Origin of the sequence: Streptomyces sp. NRRL F-4489, assembly GCF_001509485.1 — a bacterium.
Lineage (GTDB): Bacteria > Actinomycetota > Actinomycetes > Streptomycetales > Streptomycetaceae > Streptomyces.
This window is the reverse complement of the sequence record NZ_LLZI01000287.1, coordinates 88,563-111,983: the sequence shown is the minus strand read 5'-3', so window position 1 is coordinate 111,983 and position 23,421 is coordinate 88,563. Positions and strand designations below refer to the sequence as shown.

Below are 23,421 nucleotides of genomic sequence, written 5' to 3'. Positions count from 1 at the left end.
GCAGGGCCTCGGTGACCTCGCCGTAGACATCCAGCTGGAGCTGGCCGGCGGCGCCGTTGCCGACCCGGACCGGGCGGGAGTCCTCGTAGCCGGGCAGCCAGTTCAGCTCGTTCTCGCCCAGCTCCCGTTCACCGGCGATGCCGTACATGATCTGGAGGTTCTCCGGATCGCCGGCCACCGCCCGCAGCAGCCACTCGCGCCAGGCCCGCGCCTCCTCGCGGTAGCCGGTGCGCAGCAGCGACGACAGGGTGATCGCGGCGTCCCGCAGCCAGGTGAAGCGGTAGTCCCAATTCCGGATCCCGCCGATGCACTCCGGCAGCGACGTCGTCGGCGCCGCCACGATCCCGCCGGTCGGCGCGTACGTCAGCGCCTTCAGCGTGATCAGCGAACGCACCACCGCATCGCGGTAGGGCCCGTGGTACGTGCAGTGCTCGACCCACTCCCGCCAGAAGTCCTCGGTCGCCTCCAGCGACGCCTCCGGCTCGGCCAGGGCCGGCTGCTGGTGGTGGGAGGGCTGCCAGCTGATCGTGAACGCGATCCGCTCGCCCGGCGAGACCGTGAAATCGGACAGCGTCGTCAGGTCCTTGCCGTAGGTGTCCACGGAGGTGTCCAGCCACACCGAGTCCGGCCCGGCCACCGCCACCGTGCGGCCGTCGACCTTGTGGACCCAGGGCACCACCCAGCCGTAGGCGAACCGCATCCGCAGCTCCGAGCGCATCGGCACCCGGCCGCTGACGCCCTCCACGATCCGGATGACCTGCGGCGCGCCGTCGCGGGGCGGCATGAAGTCGATCACCCGGACCGTGCCGCGCGGGGTGTCCCACTCGGACTCCAGGACGAGGGAGTCGCCGCGGTAGCGCCGCCGGTCCGCGGCCCGCGGGCCCTCCCCGGCCGGGCCGATCCACCAGTAGCCGTGCTCCTCGGTGCCCAGCAGCCCGGCGAAGACCGCCGGTGAGTCGAAGCGGGGGAGGCACAGCCAGTCGACCGTGCCGTCCCGGCACACCAGGGCGGCGGTCTGCATATCACCGATCAGTGCGTAGTCCTCGATGCGCCCGGCCACGTGCGTCTCCCGTCGAACTGGAGTCACGCCCCCCATGGGACGTTGTGTGCTGTCCGTCCTGCCCATGAAACGTCGCCGAGCAGCGGGACCGGAAATCGGGCGGGCGGTGCCTTCCCGGACGGCTCGTCGCGAGTGTCCGAGCAGGATACGACGCAGGGGGGTGCGGCGCGCGGCGCTCACGTCGAGTGGGGATGGTCCGAACGGGTGGCCTGGCCGCGGCACGCTCCCGGGTGCCCGGCCGGACGCGGCCGTGCCCGGTCGCTGATAGCCTGGTACCCCGTGGACCGGTGGGACCCAGCAGAAATGCGGCACCCCCGAACCGCAGCGACCGGCACCCCTGATCCAGGCGGACGCCGCCTCGCACCTCTCCACCTCGCGACCACGGGAGCCCCCTCTTGGCCATGCCGCCCTCTGCTTCTCGAAAGAACGCAGCCTCGACGACCAAGCACCTCTTCGTCACCGGGGGCGTCGCCTCCTCGCTCGGCAAGGGGCTCACCGCCTCCAGCCTGGGTGCGCTCCTCAAGGCGCGCGGCCTGCGGGTCACGATGCAGAAGCTCGACCCGTACCTGAACGTCGACCCCGGCACGATGAACCCCTTCCAGCACGGTGAGGTGTTCGTCACCAACGACGGCGCCGAGACCGACCTGGACATCGGCCACTACGAGCGCTTCCTCGACGTCGACCTCGACGGCTCGGCGAACGTCACCACCGGCCAGGTCTACAACACCGTGATCGCCAAGGAGCGGCGCGGCGAGTACCTCGGCGACACCGTGCAGGTGATCCCGCACATCACCAACGAGATCAAGCACCGCATCCGCCGGCTGGCCACCGAGGACGTCGATGTCGTCATCACCGAGGTCGGCGGCACGGTCGGCGACATCGAGTCGCTGCCGTTCCTGGAGACCGTCCGCCAGGTCCGCCACGAGGTCGGCCGGGACAACGTCTTCGTCGTGCACATCTCGCTGCTCCCGTACATCGGCCCGTCCGGCGAGCTGAAGACCAAGCCCACCCAGCACTCGGTCGCGGCCCTGCGCAACATCGGCATCCAGCCCGACGCGATCGTGCTGCGCGCCGACCGCGAGGTGCCCACCGCCATCAAGCGGAAGATCTCGCTGATGTGCGATGTGGACGAGGCCGCGGTCATCGCCTGCCCGGACGCCCCCTCGATCTACGACATCCCCAAGGTCGTGCACGCCGAGGGCCTGGACGCCTACGTCGTCCGCAAGCTGGACCTGCCGTTCCGCGACGTGGACTGGACCCAGTGGGCGGACCTGCTCGACCGGGTCCACAACCCCGCGCACGAGGTCAAGGTCGCGCTGGTCGGCAAGTACATCGACCTGCCCGACGCCTACCTCTCGGTCACCGAGGCGCTGCGCGCCGGCGGCTTCGCCAACAAGGCCCGCGTCAAGATCAAGTGGGTCACCTCCGACGACTGCAAGACGCCGGCCGGCGCCCGCGACCAGCTCGCCGACTGCGACGCGGTCTGCATCCCCGGCGGCTTCGGCGACCGCGGTGTGGACGGCAAGGTCGGCGCGATCACCTACGCCCGGGAGAACAAGCTCCCGCTGCTCGGCCTCTGCCTGGGCCTGCAGTGCGTGGTCATCGAGGCGGCCCGCAACCTCGCCGGTATCGACGGCGCCAACTCCACCGAGTTCGACCCGGCCGCGGCCGACCCGGTGATCTCCACGATGGCCGAGCAGATGGACATCGTCGCCGGCGAGGGCGACATGGGCGGCACGATGCGGCTGGGCATGTACCCCGCCAAGCTCGCCGAGGGCTCCATCGTCCGCGAGGTCTACGGCGGCGAGCCCTACGTCGAGGAGCGCCACCGCCACCGCTACGAGGTCAACAACGCCTACCGCGGCGAGCTGGAGAAGAAGGCCGGCCTGGTCTTCTCCGGCACCTCCCCGGACAACAAGCTGGTCGAGTACGTCGAGTACCCGCGCGAGGTCCACCCCTACCTCGTCGCCACCCAGGCGCACCCGGAGCTGCGGTCCCGCCCGACCCGCCCGCACCCGCTCTTCGCCGGCCTGGTGAAGGCCGCCGTCGAGCGGCAGCAGGGCGCGGCGAAGCCGGGCGCCGGGAAGTAGCAGCCGGGCGCCGGCGGGCAAGCGGCGCACCGGCGTTACCGTTGCCGGGGTGCGGTCCCCCTTTCATGGGGCCGCACCCCGGTTCGGCGTTTTTGCAGCGACACACAGGAGGACGCATGGCGATCAAGGACACCCCGGAGGAGTGGACGGTCACCGGCACCAGCATGCCGTTCAAGGGGGCCAAGACCGGCGTGCGCACCGACCGGGTCGTCATGCCGGACGGCTCCACCGCCACCCGCGACTACCAGGTCCACCCCGGCTCGGTCGCGGTGCTCGCCCTGGACGACGCCGACCGGGTGCTGGTGCTGCGCCAGTACCGCCACCCGGTCCGCCACAAGCTGTGGGAGATCCCCGCCGGACTGCTCGACGTCCCCGGCGAGAACCCCCTCCACGCCGCCCGCCGCGAGCTCTACGAGGAGGCGCACGTCAAGGCGGACGACTGGCGGGTGCTGACCGACGTCTACACCACCCCCGGCGGCTGCGACGAGGCGGTGCGGATCTTCCTCGCCCGCGGGCTGTCCGAGGCCGACGGCGAGCGGTTCGAGGTCTCCGAGGAGGAGGCCGACATGGAGCTGGCCCGGGTCCCGCTGGACGAGCTGGTGCGCGCCGTCCTCGCCGGCGACCTGCACAACAACTGCCTCGTGGTGGGCGTGCTATCGGTCATCGCGGCGCGCGCCGGCCAGGGCCTGGACGCGCTCCGCCCCGCCGAGGCGCCCTGGCCGGCCCGCCCCTTCACCGCCTGACCCCGCGCCCCCGCCGGGCCACCCACCGCCTCCCGGTCGGATGATCGGCCGATCCGATCGAGTGACCCAACGGCCCTGCCCGGCACGGAACGTGACGGGCCGTGAACTACGCTCGGCAGGGTTCCCCTGCGCGCCGCGGCGGGAACGCGAACGCGCAGGCGGACGGGAGCGTGACCGGTGGCGGACCAGGTGGTGGGCGGGGGGCACCTCGCGCCGGAGGCGGCGCGCGGGCCCGGGGCGGCGGCACGGGACCGGCGGTCCGCACTGCCCCGCCAGGACGGTGCCGCCGCCCACCGCGGCCTCCCCGGATTCGCCGGCCGCCGCCACGAACTCAAGGCGCTCCGCGCCGACATCGGCCGGGCCGGACTCGACACCCTCACCGGCCGCCGCGGCGCCCGCAGCCGCGTCCTGCTGATCGCCGGCCGCCCCGGCTCCGGCCGCACCACGCTCGCCGAGGCGCTGCTGCGCGAGACCGCCGCCGACTACCCCGACGGCGTCCTGCGCGCCGTCCTCACCGGCCGCGACGGCGCCCCGCTGGGCCTGGCCCGCACCGCCCGCGACCTGCTCACCGCGCTGGGCACCACCGCCCCGCCCGGCGCCGGCGAGGACGAACTGGCCGAGGCGGTGCGCCGGGCCCTGGCCGGCACCCGCACGGTGCTCCTGCTGGACGACGCGCCGGGCGCCGAGCACGTCGAACCGCTCGTCCCGGACGCCCCGGACTGCCTGGTCGTGGTGGTCTCCCAGGGGCCGCTGACCGGCATCTCCGACGTCCGGCCGTGCGCGCTGGGCGGCCTGGACACCGCCGCCGCCGTCGAGGTGCTGGGCCACTACGCCGGGCCCACCCGCATCACCGTCGACCCGCGCACCGCCGAGGCCGTCGCCGAGGAGTGCGGCGGCCACCCCGCCGCGCTGATACTGGCCGGCGCCTGGCTCGCCGCCCGCCCCAAACTCTCCGTCGCCGATCTCCGGCAGGCGCTGCTCGCCGTCCCCGTACCGCCCGACCTCCCGGCCGGCGACCGCCCCCTGCACCGCGCCTTCCGCCTCACCTACGCGGCGCTGCCGCAGACCGCCGCCCGGATACTGCGGCTGGCCACGCTCGCCCCGGACGGCCTGGTCGACGCGCACACCGCCGCCGCGCTGGGCGGTTGCGCGGTCCCCGCGGCCGCCGCGGTGCTGCACGACTTCACCGCGCTCGGCCTGCTGCGGCCGGTCCCCGGCGAGCCCGACCCGGCCGCGGACGGCGGCCCCGGCCCGCGGTACCGCCTCCCCGGCTGCCTCGTCCCGCTCTCCCGCGCCCTGCTCCAGGAGTACGAGCGGCCGGCCGATGTGCAGCTCGCCCGCGCCCGGATGCTGGAGCGGACGGTGCGGCTGGTGCGGTCCTGCCGGGCCGCCGCCGAACCGGACGGTTCGCCCGCCCGCCGGCGGGCCGCCGAACTCCCGCGCCCGCTGCGCTTCCCCACCCGCGCCGCCGCCGCGCACTGGCTGCGCACCCGCCGCGGCGCGCTGCTCGACGCCGCCGCGATGGCCGCCGCGGACGCCCAACTCGACACCCTGGACCGGCGGTTGATCGCCGCGCTGACCCGCGCCCTGCTCGCCCACCACGGCCCCGAGGCCGCCGCCCCCGACCTCTACACCCTGCACGAGCTGCTGCTCGCCGTCGCCGAACGGCGGGCGCTGCCGCGCGAGCGGGCGGCCGCGCTGCTCAACCTCGGCGATCTCGACGCCGGGGCCGGCCGGACCGGGCAGGCGCTGGCCCGCTACCGCGGCGCCCTGGAGGCGGCCCGCTCGGTCCGGGACCCGGTGGCCACCGGCCGGGCGCTGGAATCGCTCGGCGACACCTACGGCGCGCTGGGCGACCCGATCCGCTCCGCCGACTGGTACGGGCGGGCGCTGGAGCTGCGGCTGGCCCGGGGCGAGTGGTCCGACGCGGCCCGGCTGCACGCCAGGATCGGCGCCGCGCACGGCCGGGCCGGCCGGTACGAACAGGCGCTCAAGGAGTGCCGGGCGGCCGCCCGCGCGTACCGCAGGCTCGGTGATCCCGCAGGTCAGGCGCGGGCCGCTGAGGCGGCGGCGGGTGTCCGCGAGCACGCCGGGGACCTCGCGGCGGCGCTGGGCGAGCGTCTTACGGCGCTGGAATTCGCCCGTGCGGCGAAGGACACGTCCCTCGAAGCGGGCCTCCAGCTGCGGATTGCGGAGATCCTCGACCGGCTCGGCGATCCAGCCGCCGCACGGCTCCACCGGGCGGCGGCGGACCGAATCCCTCAGGAGGCCGCCGACTGACCTACGAAATCGGTAGTGGCCTTCCGGAAAATTAGACCTTTGCAAGGCTAGACAACGTGAGGTCCTTCAATAGACTGGCAGAGCCGCGTTCGGCGCGGTCAGTTCCGTCATGCAGCGCATGAGGGATAATTCCTATCGCAAGCTCTCATTCAAGGACCGTGATCGACGTGAAGGTCGGCATCCCCCGCGAGGTCAAGAACAACGAGTTCCGCGTGGCCATCACGCCCGCCGGTGTGCACGAGCTCGTCCGCAACGGCCACCAGGTCGTCATCGAGAAGGACGCCGGTCTCGGTTCGTCCATCACCAACGAGGAGTACGTCGCCGCCGGCGCCACCATCCTCGGCACCGCCGACGAGGTCTGGGCCACCGCCGACCTGCTGCTGAAGGTCAAGGAGCCGATCGCCGAGGAGTACCACCGCCTCCGCAAGGACCAGACGCTCTTCACCTACCTGCACCTGGCCGCGTCCAAGGAGTGCACGGACGCCCTGCTGGAGTCCGGCACCACCGCCATCGCCTACGAGACCGTCGAGACCGCCAACCGCGCGCTGCCGCTGCTGGCCCCGATGTCCGAGGTCGCGGGCCGGATCGCCCCGCAGGTCGGCGCCTACCACCTGATGCGCCAGGCCGGCGGCCGCGGTGTGCTGCCCGGCGGCGTCCCCGGCGTCCAGGCCGGCAAGGCCGTCGTCATCGGCGGCGGCGTCTCCGGCTGGAACGCCGTGCAGATCGCCGTGGGCCTCGGCTTCCACGTCACCCTGCTCGACAAGGACATCAACAAGCTCCGCGAGGCCGACAAGATCTTCGGCACCAAGGTGCAGACGATCGTCTCCAACGCCTTCGAGCTGGAGAAGGCCGTCGTCGAGGCCGACCTCGTCGTCGGCGCGGTCCTGATCCCGGGCGCCAAGGCCCCGAAGCTGGTCACCAACGAGCTCGTCGCCAAGATGAAGCCCGGGAGTGTCCTTGTCGACATCGCGATCGACCAGGGCGGCTGCTTCGAGGACTCCAAGCCGACCACCCACGCCGAGCCGACCTTCCAGGTCCACAACTCGGTCTTCTACTGCGTCGCCAACATGCCCGGCGCGGTGCCCAACACCTCCACCTACGCCCTGACCAACGCCACGCTGCCCTACATCGTGGAGCTGGCGAACCGCGGCTGGGTCGAGGCGCTGCGCCGCGACCCCGCGCTGGCCAAGGGCCTGAACACCCACGACGGCAAGGTCGTGTACCCCGAGGTCGCCCAGGCCCACGGCCTGGAGTACGTCGAGCTGCGCACCCTCCTCGGCTGAGGCGTCAACCGCGCGCGTCAAACACGCACCACCGGCCGGGCCTTGGCGACAGGGCCCGGCCGGTCGCATGTGCGACACGCCCCGGGCGTGCCCTCCGGCGGTCCGCTCCCAACTCGCCGCGAACGTAGCCCTTTAACCGATTCGCGTCCCCCCGAAACTTCCGTCTCGGTCGCTGTGCGCTCTTGACATCGGGGGGTTCCGTTACCGACACATCGGGCCGGGTCCGGCGGATTGTGTTGCTGCGGACGCCCGACACGCCATAGAGTCGCCAACCGTCGGCATGGTGCCACGCTGACCTATCGATAAGTTTCCTGGTCACATCCAAGGAGGTAAGACGACTTGTGAATGAGTCGACATTTACTCCCGGAGGTGGTCGGCCAGGAGCGGTTGCACGGGGCCAGGGTCCCTCGGGGCGCGAGGCTGTCGGCTCCGTAGCGGTCCACACCTTCGCAGCCCACCAGAGCACTTCCACGACAGCCCACCAGAGCATGGACGGCCAACACGTGAACGCCATGGCCGGCGACCGGGGCAGTGGAGAACCCGCCCGTCTCGCCGACTACGACGACCTGCCCGAGGGGCACTTCTACGACCCGGACGCGGAGTACGAGCCGGATCCGGAATACGCGGCCACGCTCGCGCCGGACGCCGCGCGCCAGCGCCGCGAGCGGGTCGGCCCGACCGGGCGCCCGCTCCCGTACTTCCCCATCCCCGGACCGCTGTCGGACCACGGCCCGGCGAAGATCATCGCGATGTGCAACCAGAAGGGCGGGGTCGGCAAGACCACCTCGACCATCAATCTGGGCGCCGCGCTCGCCGAGTACGGCCGCCGGGTGCTGCTCGTCGACTTCGACCCGCAGGGCGCCCTCTCGGTCGGCCTCGGCGTCAACCCGATGGAACTGGACCTGACGGTCTACAACCTGCTCATGGAGCGGGGCATGTCCGCCGACGAGGTCCTGCTGAAGACCGCGGTCCCGAACATGGACCTGCTGCCCAGCAATATCGATTTGTCAGCGGCCGAGGTCCAGCTCGTCAGCGAGGTCGCCCGCGAGTCGACCCTGCAGCGGGCGCTGAAGCCCCTGCTGCCCGACTACGACTACATCGTCATCGACTGCCAGCCCTCGCTCGGCCTGCTGACCGTCAACGCCCTGACGGCCGCTCACAAGGTCATCGTGCCGCTGGAGTGCGAGTTCTTCGCGCTGCGCGGGGTCGCGCTGCTCACCGAGACCATCGAGAAGGTCCAGGAGCGGCTCAACCCCGAACTCCAGCTGGACGGCATCCTGGCGACCATGTACGACTCCCGGACGGTGCACAGCCGCGAGGTCCTGGCGCGCGTCGTCGAAGCCTTCGACGACCACGTCTACCACACCGTCATCGGCCGTACGGTCCGCTTCCCGGAGACCACCGTCGCCGGTGAGCCGATCACCACCTACGCCTCCAACTCCGTGGGGGCCGCCGCCTATCGCCAGCTCGCCAGGGAGGTGCTCGCCCGGTGTCACGCCGAGTGAGTCTGCCCGGCGCCGACGAACTGTTCCGCACCACCGGGGGAGTGGGCCTCCAGCCGTCCAGCCCCCGGCGTACGGCCGGCGGCGCGGCCCCCGGCGGCGAGGACGCGCGGGTGCCCGCGCCGGCCGGCGAACGGGACCCCGCGGCGGACGCGCCCGCCCCCGCCCCCCGCGGCCGGGCCGCGCACGGCGCGGACGCGGACGTCCCGGAGGCCGGCGACGCCCCCGCCGCGGCCCGTACGGCGCCCGCGGCGGCACCCGACGGGCACAGCGGCCGGGAGCCGGAGCCGGAGACCGCCCAGGGGCACCGCACGCCGGCCGGGCGGGCGGCCCGCGCCGAGCGGGAGGCCGCGCCGGCCGCGGCACCGGCCCGCCGCCGCACCCGCGGCGCCAACCGCCGCCCCAGCGGACGGGAACGGCACGACGAGAAGATCACCGTCTATGTCTCCGCCGAGGAGCTCATGGACCTCGAACACGCCCGCCTGGTGCTGCGCGGCGAGCACGGCCTGGCCGTCGACCGCGGCCGGATCGTCCGCGAGGCGGTGGCCGTGGTCCTGGCCGACCTGGAGTCCCGGGGCGAGGCCAGCATCCTGGTGCGCCGGCTCCGCGGCCGGTAGACCGGGCGCGCGCCGGGCCGCTGCCCCGCCCGGTCCGGCCCGGAGGGTGTCCGACACGCCCCGGGGGCCGGCCGGCGGCGCGCGGCGGGATAGCCTGCCCCTTCCGGCGGGGTGTCCCGCCCGTGACCAGCCCGCCGCCCCGGCGCGGGACCGCAGCACCCTGGACCGCCATGCCGACGACCGACGCCGACGCCACCGCCCCGGAGAGCGCGGCCGGCGACGGCCGCTTCACCCTCCGCCTCGACAACTTCGAGGGCCCCTTCGACCTGCTGCTCCAGCTGATCTCCCGGCACAAGCTGGATGTGACCGAGGTCGCGCTGTCCCGGGTGACCGATGAGTTCATGGCCCACATCCGGGCCATGGGGCCGGACTGGGACCTCGACCAGACCACCGAGTTCCTGGTGGTCGCGGCCACCCTGCTCGACCTCAAGACGGCCCGGCTGCTGCCCGCCGCCGACGTGGAGGACGAGGCCGACCTCGCCCTCCTGGAGGCCCGGGACCTGCTCTTCGCCCGGCTGCTGCAGTACCGCGCGTACAAGAAGATCGCGGACATCTTCAGCGGCCGGCTGGCCGAGGAGGCGCGCCGCCACCCCCGTACCGTCGGGCTGGAGCCGCACCACGCCGAGCTGCTGCCCGAGGTGGTGCTCGGCATCGGCGCCGAGGGGTTCGCCAGGCTCGCGGTGAAGGCCATGCAGCCCAAGGCCGAACCGCGGGTCTACGTGGACCACATCCACGCGCCGCTGGTCAGCGTCCGGGAGCAGGCCGAGGTGGTGGTGGCCCGGCTGCGCGCGGCCGGCGCGGCGGACTTCCAGGAGCTGGTCGCCGACGCCCCGGACACCCTCACCGTCGTCGCGCGCTTCCTGGCCCTCCTGGAGCTCTACCGCGAGCGGGTGGTGGCCCTGGACCAGGCCGAGGCGCTGGGGGCGCTGACGGTGCGCTGGACGGGCGCGGAGGGGGCCGCCCCGCGGGTCACCGACGAGTTCGACCGGGCGGCGGGCGACGGGCCCGCCGCCGGGCAGGGGGAGCGGGGTGCGGCCCCGGATAGCCGTACGCGGACCGAGGAGCGGGAGGAGCCGGCGTGAGCGGCGCGGGATACGAGATCACCGAGCAGGGGCCCGGGGAGCGGCCGGAGGCGGCGCGGCCGGCCGGCGCCCCGGCGGTGGCGGAGCTGCCGCTGAAGCCCGCGCTGGAGGCCGTCCTGATGGTCGTCGACGAACCGGCCACCGAGGAGCACCTGGCCCGGGTCCTCCAGCGGCCGCGCCGGGCGGTGGCGCTGGCGCTGCGCGAGCTGTCCGGCGACTACACCCGCGAGGGCCGCGGTTTCGACCTGCGGCTGGTCGCCGGCGGCTGGCGCTTCTACTCCCGCGCGGCCTACGCGGACGCCGTCGAGGGCTTCGTCCTGGACGGCCGGCAGGCCCGGCTGACCCAGGCCGCATTGGAGACTCTGGCCGTGGTCGCGTACCGTCAGCCGGTCAGCCGTTCCCGGATCTCCGCCGTACGCGGGGTCAACTGCGACGGCGTGATGCGCACGCTCCTCCAGCGCGGCCTGGTGGAGGAGGCGGGGACGGAACCTGAAACAGGTGCGATCCTGTACAGGACGACGAATTACTTTCTGGAGCGGATGGGCCTGCGCGGCCTGGACGAGCTCCCTGAGCTGGCACCCTTCCTCCCGGAGGCGGACGCGGTCGAGGGCGACTCCCCGGAAGGTATCCCGTCGTTCGACGTAGACGACAGCGGCGACTCTCAGACGGATCATTGATGCGAAGCAGCGGCAGGAACAGCAGCGGCGGCGGTAGGGGCAACAACTACCGCGGGGCGGGCAACAAGCGGGACGAGAAGCAGCAGCGGGCGGGCCGCCCCCGTCCCGAGGAGCGCCGCTACGACGTGGGCGGATCCGCCGGCGGCGACGAGCGCGGCGGGGGCCGGGGCAAGACCGGCGCCCGGGGCGCGGCGGCCCGCGGCGGCGCCAAGGGCGGCCCGCGCACGGGTGCCGGCGCCAAGGGCGGTCCGCGTACCGGTGCCGGCGCCCAGGGCGGCCGCCCCGGGGGCAAGGGCACCGGCCGCGGCCAGGCGCCCGCCCGCCCCCGCGAGTACGACGCCCGGATCGAGGAGCGCAACCGCGCCCGGCACGACAAGCCGCGGGTGCAGACCCCCAAGACGTTCGGCGAGCAGGAGGGCGAGCGGCTGCAGAAGGTGCTGGCCAGGGCCGGTATGGGCTCCCGGCGCGCCTGCGAGGAGCTGATCGACCAGGGGCGGGTCGAGGTCAACGGCCGGATCGTCATGGAGCAGGGCGTCCGGGTCGACCCGGAGAAGGACGAGATCAAGGTGGACGGCCTGACGGTCGCCACCCAGTCGTACCTCTTCTTCGCCCTGAACAAGCCCGCGGGCGTGGTCTCCACGATGGAGGACCCGGACGGGCGGCAGTGCCTGGGCGACTACGTGACCAACCGCGAGACCCGGCTCTTCCACGTCGGGCGGCTGGACACCGAGACCGAGGGCATCATCCTGCTCACCAACCACGGCGAGCTGGCCCACCGGCTGACCCACCCGCGCTACGGCGTCACCAAGACCTACCTGGCGGCCATCCAGGGCCCGCTCCCGCGCGACCTGGGCAAGCGGCTCAAGGACGGCGTCCCGCTGGAGGACGGCTACGCCCGCGCCGACCACTTCCGGGTCGTGGAGAACACCGGCAAGAACTACCTCGTCGAGGTCACCCTGCACGAGGGCCGCAAGCACATCGTGCGCCGGATGCTGGCCGAGGCCGGCTTCCCCGTGGACAAGCTGGTCCGCACGCACTTCGGCCCGATCGCCCTGGGCGACCAGAAGTCCGGCTGGCTGCGCCGGATGACCAACACCGAGGTCGGGATGCTGATGCGGGAGGTCGATCTCTGACGGCCGGCCGGCCCTCCGGGGCCGGCGGCGCTTGCGGAGGCCGCCCACCACCCCTTAATGTCACGTTGACGATTAAGGGGTGGTTTTCTCATGGGGGAAGCGATGGGGGCAGTGGCGGGGGCCGCGACCGGCTCGCTCATCGGGCTGGCGCTCGGTGACGCGCTCGGATATCCGACCGAGTTCCACGACGTACCGGAGATCCTGGCGCGGTACGGACCCTGGCGGGAGCTGGCGCTGCCCGAACCCGCCCTGGTCAGCGACGACACCCAGATGACGCTGGCCCTGGGGCACGCGCTGCGCGCCGCGCCGGGCGGCGCCGGGCTGACCGCCGCCGCGCTCGAACCGCCGCTCCGGCAGGCGTACGTGGCCTGGTGGCGCTCGCCCGAGAACAACCGCGCCCCGGGCGGCACCTGCCTGCGGGCCTGCGCCCTGCTCGACGAGCCGGGGCGGCCGTGGACCGAGGCCAGCCAGATCGGGTCCAAGGGGTGCGGCGCCAACATGCGCGTCGCCCCGGTGGGCCTCGTCCCCGGGCTCACCCCGGGGCAGCGGGCCGGCGCCGCGCAATTCCAGGCCGCGCTGACCCACGGGCACCCCACCGGGCTCGCGGCCGCCGACCTCACCGCGTACGCCGTACGCGTCCTGGCCGCCGGCGAGCCGCCCGCCGGGCTGCCGGGCCTGCTGCGCGGGTACGCCCGCACCCAGCGCACCACCTATCGCGAGGACTGGCTGGGCGACCTGTGGCGGCGCTCCCCGGCCGCGTCGCCGGCCGCCTTCATCGCCCGCGGCTGGGACGAGTGCCTGGGCGTCCTGGACCGCCTGGACGCGGCGCTGGCCGCACCCGACCGGGAGGCCGACCCCTGCGCGGCCACCGGCCTCGGCTGGATCGCCGAGGAGGCGCTGGCCACCGGGCTGCTCTGCTTCCTGCTCTTCCCGGACGAACCGCTCACCGCGCTCCGCCGGGCCGCCTGCAGCTCCGGCGACTCCGACTCGATCGCCTGCCTGACCGGCGCCTTCGCCGGGGCCCACCTCGGTGCCGGCGCCTGGCCCCGGGAGTGGGCGGACCGGATCGAGTACCGCGCGGACCTGCTGGCGCTGGGGGAGGCGTGGGATGTCTGAGTTATCTGTGACTGCTGGGAGCGGTGGGGCTGCGGCCACCGGGCCCTCGGTCGCCGTCCTCCAGGCGGCCGGAGTGCCCCCCATCGACCTCACCGCCCTGGTGGCCGACCAGCGCGACCCGCTGCTCTTCGCCACCGTCTCCGGCGCCCACCTCTACGGCTTCCCCTCCCGCGACTCCGACGTGGACCTGCGCGGCGCCCACCTGCTGCCGGTGGCCGCCCTGGTCGGGCTGCGCGAGCCGGAGGAGACCCGGACGCTGATGGGGGAGCGGGACGGCGTCGAGACCGACCTGGTCACGCACGATCTGCGGAAGTTCGCCCGCCTGCTGCTGCGCCGCAACGGCTACGTACTGGAGCAGCTGCTCTCCCCGCTGGTCGTCCACACCACCCCTGTCCACCAGGAGCTGATCGCGCTCGCCCCGGGGTTCGTGACCTCGCACCACGCCCACCACTACCGGGGCTTCGCCGGCCCCCAGTGGCGGCTCTTCGAGAGGACCGGCGAGCTGAAACCGCTGCTCTACACGCTGCGGGTGCTGCTGACCGGGATCCACCTCATGGCCACCGGCCGCCTGGAGGCCCATCTGCCCACCCTGGCCGGCGAGCCGGGCGCGCCCGCGTACCTCCCCGAGCTGATCGCGGCCAAGGAGGCGGCCGAGCACGGCGCGGCCGGCGCCCTGGTGGACCCCGAGCGGCTGCGGGCCGACATAGCCGCCCTGCACGCCCGGCTGGACGCCGCCCAGGCCGCCACCGCCCTCCCGGACGCCCCGTCCGGCCGGGACGCGCTGCACGACCTCGTCGTACGGGCCCGGTCCGGCTCCGCCGGCAGCGGCGAGCCGGGAAGCGCCGCCTCGGCCTCCTCGGCCAGCGCCGCCACCCGGCGCTCCACGGCCTCCCAGGCCACCTCGCCGCGCCGCACCGCCAGCAGCTCCTCGCGGGCCGCGCCGACCTCCAGCGTCAGCGTGCCCGTACGGACCAGGTCGCGGGCGCAGGCCAGGGCGCGCAGCAGGTGCATCGCCTGCTTCCAGTGGGGCGCGCCGCCCCGGGCCACCTCGGCCCGCAGCTGCTTGAGCCGCCTGGCCGCGAAGCGTACGTAGACGCCCTGCGCCTCACGGGAGAGGAACGCGCCGCGCAGCGCCAGCAGCTCCCGGCCGGTGGCGTCGGCGTACTCCACGAGCGGGGAGTGCAGGCACTCCAGGGCGGTGGGGTTGGCGCGCAGCGCCAGCTCGCAGAACCGCTCCAGCTCCCACGAGAACTGCTCGGCCCCCGGTCCGTCCACATGGGCGGGCGGCTTCCCGAAGCGCCAGAAGAGCGCGGTCGGCGCGAGGTAGACCCCCCGCCGGTCGGTGTCGCTGGCCCCGGTGGCCAGCCCGAAGGCGCGCGAGCCCATCACGCAGGCGTAGACGGTGTGCCCGGTGACGAGGTCGTGGCCGGAGAGCGGCGGCGGCGCGCTCAGCGGCGCGGGCCCGGGGGCGGAGGCGGTCGGCATGGCGGTGATTCTCGCCGGGCGGCCGCGCCGCCGGCCACCGGATTCCCGGTGCGGGGAACGGTTGTCAGTGGCGCTGGTTAGGCTGATCAGTGCGTACCCGGACGGGTGCGTACGATCACGACGCAGGGGAGCCGGGACGTGGCGGTACGGGCCGTGCGCGGGGCCGTCCAGCTGGAGCGGGACGACGCGGAGCACATGCGGGAGCAGGTCGGCGCGCTGCTCACCGCCTTGTTGGAGCGCAACGGCCTGGTGCCGGACGACCTGATCAGCGTGTGGTTCACCGCCACGCCCGATCTGCGCAGCGACTTCCCGGCCGCCGCCGCCCGCGCCCTGGGCATCACGGACGTCCCGCTGATCTGCGCCCAGGAGCTGGACGTGGCCGGCGCCATGGCCCGGGTCGTGCGGGTGCTGGCCCACGTCGAGACCGAGCGGCCCAGGTCCGCGCTCGCCCATGTGTACCTCGGCGCCGCCGCGGCCCTCCGGAAGGACATCGCCCAGTGAGAACCGCCCTCGTCATCGGAACGGGCCTGATCGGCACCTCCGCCGCGCTGGCCCTCAGCGCCCGCGGCGTCCAGGTCTTCCTGGAGGACCACGACCACGCCCAGGCGCTGACCGCCGCCGCGCTCGGCGCCGGCACCGCCGAGCCGCCGGACGGCCCGGTCGACCTCGCCGTCGTCGCGGTCCCCCCGGCGCACGTCGCGGCCGCGCTGGCCGGCGCCATCCGGCGCGGCGCCGCCCGGGCGTACATCGACGTCGCCAGCGTCAAGGGCGGCCCGCGCCGCCAGCTGGAGGCGCTCGGCTGCGACCTCTCCCGCTACCTCGGCACCCACCCGATGGCCGGCAAGGAGCGCTCCGGCCCGCTGGCCGCGACCGCCGACCTCTTCGAGGGCCGCCCCTGGGTCCTCACCCCGGGCCGCGACGGCGACACCGAGGTGCTCAATCTCGCCCTGGAGCTGGTCGCGCTGTGCCGGGCCGTCCCGGTGGTGATGGACGCCGACGCCCACGACCGCGCCGTCGCCCTGGTCTCGCACACCCCGCAGCTGGTCTCCAGCCTGGTCGCGGCCCGCCTCAAAGGCGCCGACGAGACCGCGGTGCGCCTGTGCGGCCAGGGCATACGGGACGTCACCCGGATCGCCGCCTCCGATCCCGCGATGTGGATCGACATCCTCTCCGCCAACCCCGGCCCGGTCGCCGACGTGCTCACCGAGGTCGCCGCCGACCTCGACGCCACGGTCCGCGCGCTGCGCGCCCTGGAGTCCGCCGACGAGGACAAGCGCGGCTCCGGCGCCGACGGCATCGAGGACGTCCTCCGCCGCGGCAACGCCGGCCGCGAGCGGGTCCCCGGCAAGCACGGCGCAGCCCCGGCCGCGTACGAGATCGTCGCGGTCTACATCGGCGACCAGCCAGGCGAGCTGGCCCGGATCTTCGCCGACGCGGACCGCGCCGGGGTCAACATCGAGGACGTCCGGATCGAGCACGCCACCGGCCAGCAGGCCGGCTTCATCCAGCTCATGGTCGAGCCCAAGGCGGTGCCGGGGCTGACCGCCGAGCTGCGCGAGCGGGGGTGGTCGATCCGGCAGTGACACCGCGGACGGCCCGCCGCGGGTGAGCCAGTAACCTTGTCCGAGGCGCTCTTCGCGCCCCTGGACGCGCCCGCGTATCAAGAAAGGTGTTCATCACCGTGGAAACCGCCGACCGGACCGCCCCGGCAGCAGTGATTGTCGCCATCGACGGCCCCGCAGGCACGGGCAAGTCCAGCACGTCCAAGGCCGTCGCCGGCAAGCTCGGCCTCGGCTACCTCGACACCGGCGCCCAGTACCGCGCGATCACGTGGTGGATGCTGACCAACGGCATCGATGTGAACGACCCGGTCGCGGTGGCCGACGCCAGCGCCAAGCCGGTGATCGTCTCCGGTACGGACCCGGCCGCGCCGGCCATCACCGTCGACGGGGTGGACGCGTCCGGGCCGATCCGCAGCGCCGAGGTCACCGCCGCGGTCAGCGCGGTCAGCGCGGTCCCCGAGGTGCGCGCGCTGATCACCGACCTCCAGCGCACCATCGCCGCCGAGGCCGCGCACGGCATCGTCGTCGAGGGCCGGGACATCGGCATAACGGTCCTGCCCGACGCCGACCTCAAGGTCTTCCTGACCGCCTCCCCGGAGGCCCGGGCGGCCCGCCGCAACGGCGAGCTGAAGAGCACCGACCCCCAGCGCGCCGCCGACCTGGCCGCCACCCGCGAGGCGCTGATCAAGCGGGACGCCGCCGACTCCTCCCGCAAGACCTCGCCGCTGGCCAAGGCCGACGACGCCGTCGAGGTCGACACCACCGACCTGACGCTGGATCAGGTCATCGAGTGCGTGGTCACCCTCATCGAGGGCGTCCGGGCCGAGAAGGCGGGGCGGGACATCCGGTGACCGACGGCGGTATGGCGCCCAGCCCCCGCGGCGCCGCGATCGGCCGGCGGATCGGCATCGGGCTGATGTACGGCCTGTGGAAGCCCCGGGTGCTGGGCGCCTGGCGGGTGCCGCCGGCCGGCCCGGTGATCCTGGCCGTCAACCACTCCCACGGCCTGGACGGCCCGATGCTGATGGGCACCGCGCCCCGCCCGGTGCACTTCCTGATCAAGAAGGAAGCATTCGTCGGCCCGCTGGACCCGTTCCTGCGGGGCATCGGGCAGCTGAAGGTGGACCGCCAGACCACCGACCGCAAGGCGATCACCGACGCGCTCGGCGTACTGGCCGGCGGCGGTGTGCTGGGCATCTTCCCGGAGGGCACCCGCGGCGAGGGCGACTTCGCGTCCCTGCGGGCCGGGCTCGCCTACTTCGCGGTGCGCTCCGGCGCGCCCGTCGTCCCGGTGGCGGTGCTCGGCAGCACCGACCGCCCCAGCCGGCTCACCCCGGCCGTGCCGCGGCTGCGCGGCCGCGTCGACGTCGTCTTCGGCGACGCCTTCGAGGCGGGCGACGGAAGCGGGCGGCGCACCCGTAAGGCGCTGGACGAGGCGACCGTACGGATCCAGGAGCGGCTGACCGCCCACCTGGCACAGGCCCGGCGCCTTACCGGGCGCTGACCGACACTTGAGCAGTGGGCCCACCCTTGCGCGGCCCACCGACCACATGGATGAACGAGGAACGGACTTCATGAACGAGCAGATCCCCACCGGCGACGAGCACGGTGCGCTTGGCGACGCCGAGTACGCGGAGTTCATGGAGCTCGCCGCGGAAGAGGGCTTCGACCTGGAGGAGGTCGAGGGCGACATCGCCGCGGCCGGCCACGGCCCGCTCCCGGTCCTCGCCGTCATCGGCCGCCCCAATGTCGGCAAGTCGACACTGGTCAACCGCATCATCGGCCGCCGCGAGGCGGTCGTGGAGGACCGGCCGGGCGTCACCCGCGACCGCGTCACCTACGAGGCCGACTGGAACGGCCGCCGCTTCAAGGTCGTCGACACCGGCGGCTGGGAGCAGGACGTCCTCGGCATCGACGCGTCCGTGGCGATGCAGGCCGAGTTCGCCATCGAGGCCGCCGACGCGGTGGTCTTCGTGGTGGACGCCAAGGTCGGCGCCACCGACACCGACGAGGCCGTGGTCAAGCTGCTGCGCCGGGCCGGCAAGCCGGTGGTGCTGGTCGCCAACAAGGTCGACGGCCCCTCCGGCGAGGCCGACGCGGCGATGCTGTGGTCGCTGGGCCTCGGCGAGCCGTACCCGGTCTCCGCGCTGCACGGCCGCGGCACCGGCGACATGCTCGACGCCGCCCTGGAGGCGCTCCCCGAGGCGCCCGCGCAGACCTTCGGCGCCACCGTCGGCGGCCCCCGCCGGATCGCCCTCATCGGCCGCCCGAACGTCGGCAAGTCCTCGCTGCTGAACAAGCTCGCCCGCGAGGAGCGGGTGGTCGTCAACGAACTCGCCGGCACCACCCGCGACCCGGTCGACGAACTGATCGAACTGGGCGGCAAGACCTGGAAGTTCGTCGACACCGCCGGCATCCGCCGCCGCGTCCACCTCCAGGAGGGCGCCGACTACTACGCCTCGCTGCGCACCGCCGCCGCCGTGGAGAAGGCCGAGGTCGCGGTCGTCCTGATCGACGCCGGCGAGTCCATCAGCGTCCAGGACCAGCGGATCATCACGATGGCCGTGGAGGCCGGGCGCGCCCTGGTCATCGCGTACAACAAGTGGGACACCCTCGACGAGGAGCGCCGCTTCTATCTGGAGCGGGAGATCGAGCGGGACCTCGTCCAGGTCCCGTGGGCGATGCGGGTCAACGTCTCCGCGCGCACCGGCCGCCACATGGAGAAGCTGGTCCCGGCGATCGAGACCGCGCTGGCGGGCTGGGAGACCCGGATCCCCACCGGGCGGCTGAACGCCTTCCTCGGCGAGATCGTGGCCTCCCACCCGCACCCGATCCGCGGCGGCAAGCAGCCCCGGATCCTCTTCGGCACCCAGGCCGGCACCAAGCCGCCGCGGTTCGTGCTCTTCGCCTCCGGCTTCCTGGAGGCCGGCTACCGCCGCTTCATCGAGCGGCGGCTGCGCGAGGAGTTCGGTTTCGAGGGCACCCCGATCCACATCTCGGTCCGGGTCCGCGAGAAGCGCGGCACCAAGACCAAGAAGAAGTAGCCGCTCCGGGCCCGGCGAGCCCCGCCGGGCCCCGGGTCAGCGGCCGCCGGGCGGCCGGGACGCGTCCCGGCGGGCCGGCGGCAGCGCGGCCGGCAGCGGCCCCCGGGGCCGGAACGGCTGCCGGCCCACCACCTCCCACTGCGCCGGCGCCGGCGGCCGGCTCCAGTGCGCGCGGCGCAGCGCCTCCGGCACCTCCGGCTCGTCCGTACGGTCCCCGGGCAGCGCCCGGAAGGCGCGGCGGTACTCGGCGTACAGCGCGTCGTAGATCGGCGTGGCCGAACCGCGCTCGGCGGGGCGCGGCGCGCCGTGGTCGCGGGCCGGGCGCATCCCGGGGACGGTGTGGGGGTACTGGGCGCGGGAGGGCGGGTCGTATGCGTGCACGTAGGTGCCAACGACCCCGGTGCCCGCGGGATGCGGCTTTCGGGCGGAAATGGCTGATCGCGGACGCAATCCCGCCCTGTGGCGGTCATGCGCCCGCGATCGGGACGCCGGGCGGTCAGGTGCCGGCCAGCGGCATCGACGCGGCGACCAGCAGGCCCTTGGCGGCCGCCTGCTCCAGCGCCTGGCGCATCAGGTCCTCGCGCGGCTGATGGCCGATGGTGCCCGCGGGCGCGGCATACATCAGCACGGTCTTCTCCCTGTTGGCCGCGGCGCGCCAGCCGTCCGAGACGGCCAGCGGCTGGTGGGCCTGCCACCACGCGGACTGGCTGCCGCCCGCGCCGGACTGGAGGACGGCGTGCAGCTTGCCCATGGCCAGCAGCGCGGACCAGCCCTCGATCGGACCGGGGAGAACGTTCAGATCCGCCACCGGCGCGAAGCCGTGCTCGATGAGCAGCGGGAGGAAGTCGTCCTGCGGGCCCGTCGAACCGGGCCGGGCGATCGGGCCGTTGGGCTCCACCACGAGGGCCGGGTGCAGCTCGTCCCTGACCAGCACCAGGCCGCAGGTGATGCCGAGGGTGGCCTGGCGGTCACCGGTGGGGATCGGCGGGGCGCCGGTGGTGCCGGCGGCGTCCTCGCCGGTGATGGAGCGGACGGCCCCGCGGAGCTGCTCCTCGGACACCGGCACGACCTGGGAGGGGATGCACGTGGCGTGGGCGAACGCGAGCACCGCGGTCTCCTCGCCCACGAACAGGACGGTGCTGGTGCGCTCCCGCTCGCTGTCGCCGGGCGTCCGGCAGGAGGTGCAGTCGTAGCTGCCGGGGGCGTCGTCTCCGGCCAGCAGCCGGTCGGCTTCTTCGTCGCCGATCTCGGCGCGAACGTCGTCGCTGACGTCGAGCATGCGCGGCACGGGGGGCTCCTCGATCTTCATGAGCGGCTGCCGGGCGGTCTCCCGGCTCGTACAAGGACAACGGGCGACCCCCGGCAGAGTCACGCGCGGACGCGAACAGAATCGAACCACGCGCCGGGTGGCGGGGAAGCGGTGGGAAACGGTCGGCCGACCGGTCACGCTCCGTTCAATTCCTGACCAGAACTTGGCGCAGTCGGCCGTGTTTTGTCCGCCGGACGGGGTGCGGTCGTCCCCGGGGAGGGCGCGGCGCCCCGGGGCCCGGCGGCCCGCTGCCTACCGTCACCGGCTATGTCGGACAACTCTTCGGCGCCGCGGCGCCGCGTGGAATCCGTCGGGCTGCTCACCGCGGCGGCCGCAGCCCTGGTCCTCTGCCTGGCCGGCGGCGCGGCCGCCGACGGGGCGCCGGGGGGCGACGGCGGCGGAGGGGGCGGCGACGGCGGCCGGCCCCCGTACGCCTGCGCCGACGACCAGTGGCCCTGGGGCTGCCTCGCCGAGTGCGAGAGCAGCGGCGACTGGCACATCAACACCGGCAACAGCTACTACGGCGGCCTCCAGTTCTGGCAGCCCACCTGGGAGGCGTACGGCGGGCTGAAGTACGCCCGGCGCGCGGACCTGGCCACCCGGGACGAGCAGATCGAGGTGGCCAAGCGGGTCCAGGCCGCCCAGGGGTGGGGCGCCTGGCCCGAGTGCGCCCGGCGGTACGGTCTGCTCGGCGACCGGGACCGGGACCGGGACCGCGACCGCGGTGACGGAGACGGCGGCGACCACGGCGGCCGCCGCCATCTCGTCCGGCCCGGGGAGACGCTGTCCGGGATCGCCCGCCGGCACCGCGTCAAGGGCGGCTGGCAGGCGCTGTACGACGCCAACCGCGAGGCCGTGGGGGAGCGTCCGGACCGGCTGCAGGTCGGCACCCGGCTCAGGCTCCGCTGACGGGCTGACCCGCTGGCACTCCGGTGCGCGCCGGGCGCGCGGGCCGTCCGCCCGGCGCGCGCCCGGCCCTCGCTTCCGGAAAAGTTCCCGTCCCGCCATTCCGATGCCCTAACTTTTTCGGCACGACTTGGCGAATACCCCCAACCATGAAGGCCGTTTCGCGGTCTTACCTTTCACCAGCCTGCCGCCGGGCGCCGCCGGGCGGCCGGTGCGGGCCGCGGGGGATCGAGGACAGCGAGGACCAGGGACGCGGGGACGGATGCACATCTCATTCCTGATGCACCACGCCTACGGCACCGGGGAGCCGGTCCGGGCGGCCTTCGCCCTGGCCGGCGCGCTCGCCGAACGGCACGACGTCGAGATCGTCTCCGTCCTGCGCCACCGCGACGCCCCCGCCCACGATCTCGCGCCCCGGGTCGCGCTGCGCCACCTGGTGGACCTGCGGGAGCACGCCGCCGACCGCGCGGACCCCGCGCACACCCGGCCGTCCCGGGTCTTCCCGGCCGCCGAGCCCGGCTCCGGCCCGTACAGCGCGCTGACCGACCGGCGGATCGCCCAGTACCTGCGCCGGACCGCCGCCGACGCGGTGGTCGGCACCCGGCCCGGCCTCACCGTGCACATCGCCCGGCAGACCCGCCGCGGCCCGCTCCGGATCGGGCAGGAGCCGCTCTGCCTGGCCGCGCACGGCCGGGAGTTGCGGCTGGCGCTGCGCGGCGCCTACCCGCGGCTGGACGCCCTGATCACCGGCACCGAGGCGGACGCCCGGGCGTACCGGCGCGGGATGCGGCTGCCCGGTGTGCGGATCGCGGCGGTGCCGCCGGCGGTGCCCGCGCCGCGGCTGGCGCCCGCCGACGGCAGCGGCCGGTGGACGGTCGCGGCCGGCCGGCTGGTCCGCGAGCGGCGGTTCGACGTGCTGATCAGGGCGTTCGCCGCGGTGGCCGCCGAACGCCCCGACTGGCGGCTGCGGATCTACGGCGGCGGCCCCGAACGCCCCGCGCTGCGCGACCTGATCGGGCAACTGGGGCTCTACAACCACGTGTTCCTGATGGGCCGGGCCCGGCCCATGGAGGCGGAGTGGGCCAAGGGCGCCCTCGCCGTGGACCCGGCGGGCCCGGAGGCCACCGGCACGTCCCTCGCCGAGGCGATGCGCTGCGGTCTGCCGGCCGTCGCCACCGACTGCCCGTACGCGGCCGGCGAGATGGTCGAGGACGGGGTCACCGGCCGGCTGGTGCCGCCGGGCGACCCCGCGGCGCTCGGCGCGGCGCTGCTGGCGCTGGCCGGCGACGGCGCCGCCCGGGCGCGGCTGGGCGCCGCCGCGCGCGCCGCGGCCGCCGCCCGCTTCGACCCGGCCGCGGTGGCCGGGCGCCACGCGGACCTCTTCGCCGACCTGCTCGCGCGGCGGCGCGGCGGTCTGCGCGGCTCCCTGCACCACGCCAGGGGAGCCCTGATCGGCGGCGGATACGCCACCAAGTACGCCACCGGGCACGCGGTCCGCGCCGCGGTGAGAGGGGTACGGACGGTATGAACGC

20 protein-coding genes and 2 pseudogenes are annotated in these 23,421 nt (G+C 74.5%); 18 read left to right on the top strand and 4 right to left on the bottom strand.

The features are described from left to right. Positions 1-1,096, bottom strand: a 1,096-nt coding sequence (locus ADL22_RS32315) for a glycoside hydrolase family 15 protein (RefSeq protein ID WP_199836424.1), incomplete at its 3' end; no start/stop codon positions are given. A 365-nt stretch (positions 1,097-1,461) separates the two neighbouring features. Here ADL22_RS32315 and ADL22_RS32310 point away from each other — a divergent pair. The 11 genes and pseudogenes from ADL22_RS32310 to ADL22_RS32260 form a co-directional block, all read left to right on the top strand. Continuing rightward, positions 1,462-3,150 carry a CTP synthase gene (locus ADL22_RS32310; protein WP_066987962.1) on the top strand — a complete coding sequence of 563 codons (1,689 nt, stop codon included), beginning with the start codon at positions 1,462-1,464 and terminating at the stop codon, positions 3,148-3,150. Between the two features lie 116 nt (positions 3,151-3,266). Then, positions 3,267-3,893 (top strand): NUDIX domain-containing protein, encoded by a 627-nt coding sequence (locus tag ADL22_RS32305; RefSeq protein ID WP_066987960.1) that lies wholly within the window; start codon positions 3,267-3,269, stop codon positions 3,891-3,893. A 177-nt stretch (positions 3,894-4,070) separates the two neighbouring features. Further along, positions 4,071-6,173, top strand: a complete 2,103-nt coding sequence (locus tag ADL22_RS32300) for a tetratricopeptide repeat protein (RefSeq protein ID WP_066987959.1) — start codon at positions 4,071-4,073, stop codon at positions 6,171-6,173. A gap of 167 nt (positions 6,174-6,340) precedes the next feature. Beyond that, a complete protein-coding gene (ald, locus tag ADL22_RS32295; protein ID WP_066987980.1) occupies positions 6,341-7,456 on the top strand; it encodes an alanine dehydrogenase in 1,116 nt (371 codons plus the stop codon). 488 nt (positions 7,457-7,944) lie between these two features. After that, positions 7,945-8,961, top strand: a complete 1,017-nt coding sequence (locus ADL22_RS32290; protein WP_066987958.1) for a ParA family protein — start codon at positions 7,945-7,947, stop codon at positions 8,959-8,961. Continuing rightward, on the top strand, positions 8,958-9,575 hold the full coding sequence (locus ADL22_RS32285) for a hypothetical protein (RefSeq protein ID WP_066987956.1): 618 nt from the start codon (positions 8,958-8,960) through the stop codon (positions 9,573-9,575). Before ADL22_RS32290 ends, ADL22_RS32285 begins: the two co-directional genes overlap by 4 nt. A 20-nt stretch (positions 9,576-9,595) precedes the next feature. Further along, entirely contained in the window at positions 9,596-10,657 is a 1,062-nt protein-coding gene (locus ADL22_RS32280; protein WP_079064600.1) for a segregation/condensation protein A, read from the top strand. Then, positions 10,654-11,334 carry an SMC-Scp complex subunit ScpB gene (gene scpB / locus ADL22_RS32275; protein WP_420711620.1) on the top strand — a complete coding sequence of 227 codons (681 nt, stop codon included), beginning with the start codon at positions 10,654-10,656 and terminating at the stop codon, positions 11,332-11,334. The genes ADL22_RS32280 and scpB overlap by 4 nt, the downstream gene beginning before the upstream one ends. Further along, on the top strand, positions 11,334-12,467 hold the full coding sequence (locus ADL22_RS32270; protein ID WP_066987952.1) for a pseudouridine synthase: 1,134 nt from the start codon (positions 11,334-11,336) through the stop codon (positions 12,465-12,467). The genes scpB and ADL22_RS32270 overlap by 1 nt, the downstream gene beginning before the upstream one ends. A 90-nt stretch (positions 12,468-12,557) precedes the next feature. Then, a complete protein-coding gene (locus ADL22_RS32265) occupies positions 12,558-13,583 on the top strand; it encodes an ADP-ribosylglycohydrolase family protein (protein ID WP_234430940.1) in 1,026 nt (341 codons plus the stop codon). Continuing rightward, positions 13,576-14,400, top strand: a pseudogene (locus tag ADL22_RS32260) (DNA polymerase beta superfamily protein); the annotation flags it as partial. The gene ADL22_RS32265 and the pseudogene ADL22_RS32260, both read left to right, overlap by 8 nt. Here the strand turns inward: ADL22_RS32260 and ADL22_RS34345 are convergent. After that, positions 14,352-14,969 (bottom strand): annotated as a pseudogene (locus tag ADL22_RS34345) (DNA polymerase beta superfamily protein); the annotation flags it as partial. The pseudogenes ADL22_RS32260 and ADL22_RS34345 sit on opposite strands and share 49 nt — an antisense overlap. 237 nt (positions 14,970-15,206) lie before the next feature. Here ADL22_RS34345 and aroH point away from each other — a divergent pair. The 5 genes from aroH to der all read left to right on the top strand — a co-directional run bounded on the left by aroH (position 15,207) and on the right by der (position 19,674). Further along, the gene (gene aroH, locus ADL22_RS32255; protein WP_066987948.1) at positions 15,207-15,569 is read left to right on the top strand and encodes a chorismate mutase; all 363 of its coding nucleotides are present in this window, start codon (positions 15,207-15,209) and stop codon (positions 15,567-15,569) included. Next, complete coding sequence (locus ADL22_RS32250; RefSeq protein ID WP_066987946.1) at positions 15,566-16,651, top strand: prephenate dehydrogenase; 1,086 nt, start codon at positions 15,566-15,568, stop codon at positions 16,649-16,651. The genes aroH and ADL22_RS32250 overlap by 4 nt, the downstream gene beginning before the upstream one ends. An 86-nt stretch (positions 16,652-16,737) precedes the next feature. Beyond that, positions 16,738-17,481 (top strand): (d)CMP kinase, encoded by a 744-nt coding sequence (cmk, locus tag ADL22_RS32245; protein ID WP_066987944.1) that lies wholly within the window; start codon positions 16,738-16,740, stop codon positions 17,479-17,481. 11 nt (positions 17,482-17,492) lie between these two features. Continuing rightward, a complete protein-coding gene (locus tag ADL22_RS32240) occupies positions 17,493-18,134 on the top strand; it encodes a lysophospholipid acyltransferase family protein (protein ID WP_199836423.1) in 642 nt (213 codons plus the stop codon). Positions 18,135-18,204: 70 nt separating this feature from the next. Next, the gene (gene der, locus ADL22_RS32235; RefSeq protein ID WP_066987940.1) at positions 18,205-19,674 is read left to right on the top strand and encodes a ribosome biogenesis GTPase Der; all 1,470 of its coding nucleotides are present in this window, start codon (positions 18,205-18,207) and stop codon (positions 19,672-19,674) included. A 36-nt stretch (positions 19,675-19,710) separates the two neighbouring features. Here the strand turns inward: der and ADL22_RS32230 are convergent, their stop codons facing one another. After that, a complete protein-coding gene (locus tag ADL22_RS32230) occupies positions 19,711-20,055 on the bottom strand; it encodes a hypothetical protein (RefSeq protein ID WP_079064596.1) in 345 nt (114 codons plus the stop codon). Between the two features lie 115 nt (positions 20,056-20,170). Continuing rightward, a complete protein-coding gene (locus ADL22_RS32225; protein ID WP_066987978.1) occupies positions 20,171-20,962 on the bottom strand; it encodes a hypothetical protein in 792 nt (263 codons plus the stop codon). Positions 20,963-21,250: 288 nt separating this feature from the next. On the opposite strand from ADL22_RS32225, the gene ADL22_RS32220 reads away from it, so the two are divergent. Further along, positions 21,251-21,892: a transglycosylase family protein gene (locus ADL22_RS32220; RefSeq protein ID WP_066987937.1), complete on the top strand. Its 642-nt coding sequence runs from the start codon at positions 21,251-21,253 to the stop codon at positions 21,890-21,892. A gap of 259 nt (positions 21,893-22,151) precedes the next feature. Continuing rightward, positions 22,152-23,417: a glycosyltransferase gene (locus tag ADL22_RS32215; RefSeq protein WP_066987935.1), complete on the top strand. Its 1,266-nt coding sequence runs from the start codon at positions 22,152-22,154 to the stop codon at positions 23,415-23,417. Positions 23,418-23,421 lie beyond the last annotated feature (4 nt).

Excerpts from the sequence above, each read along its gene's own strand:
- ADL22_RS32290 (WP_066987958.1), top strand. The coding sequence starts at position 7,945 with ATGGACGGCCAACACGTGAACGCCATGGCCGGCGACCGGGGCAGTGGA.
- ADL22_RS32220 (WP_066987937.1), top strand. The coding sequence starts at position 21,251 with ATGTCGGACAACTCTTCGGCGCCGCGGCGCCGCGTGGAATCCGTCGGG.
- der (WP_066987940.1), top strand. The coding sequence starts at position 18,205 with ATGAACGAGCAGATCCCCACCGGCGACGAGCACGGTGCGCTTGGCGAC.
- ADL22_RS32215 (WP_066987935.1), top strand. The coding sequence starts at position 22,152 with ATGCACATCTCATTCCTGATGCACCACGCCTACGGCACCGGGGAGCCG.
- ADL22_RS32270 (WP_066987952.1), top strand. The coding sequence starts at position 11,334 with ATGCGAAGCAGCGGCAGGAACAGCAGCGGCGGCGGTAGGGGCAACAAC.
- ADL22_RS32310 (WP_066987962.1), top strand. The coding sequence starts at position 1,462 with ATGCCGCCCTCTGCTTCTCGAAAGAACGCAGCCTCGACGACCAAGCAC.
- ADL22_RS32240 (WP_199836423.1), top strand. The coding sequence starts at position 17,493 with ATGGCGCCCAGCCCCCGCGGCGCCGCGATCGGCCGGCGGATCGGCATC.
- ADL22_RS32265 (WP_234430940.1), top strand. The coding sequence starts at position 12,558 with ATGGGGGAAGCGATGGGGGCAGTGGCGGGGGCCGCGACCGGCTCGCTC.
- ADL22_RS32305 (WP_066987960.1), top strand. The coding sequence starts at position 3,267 with ATGGCGATCAAGGACACCCCGGAGGAGTGGACGGTCACCGGCACCAGC.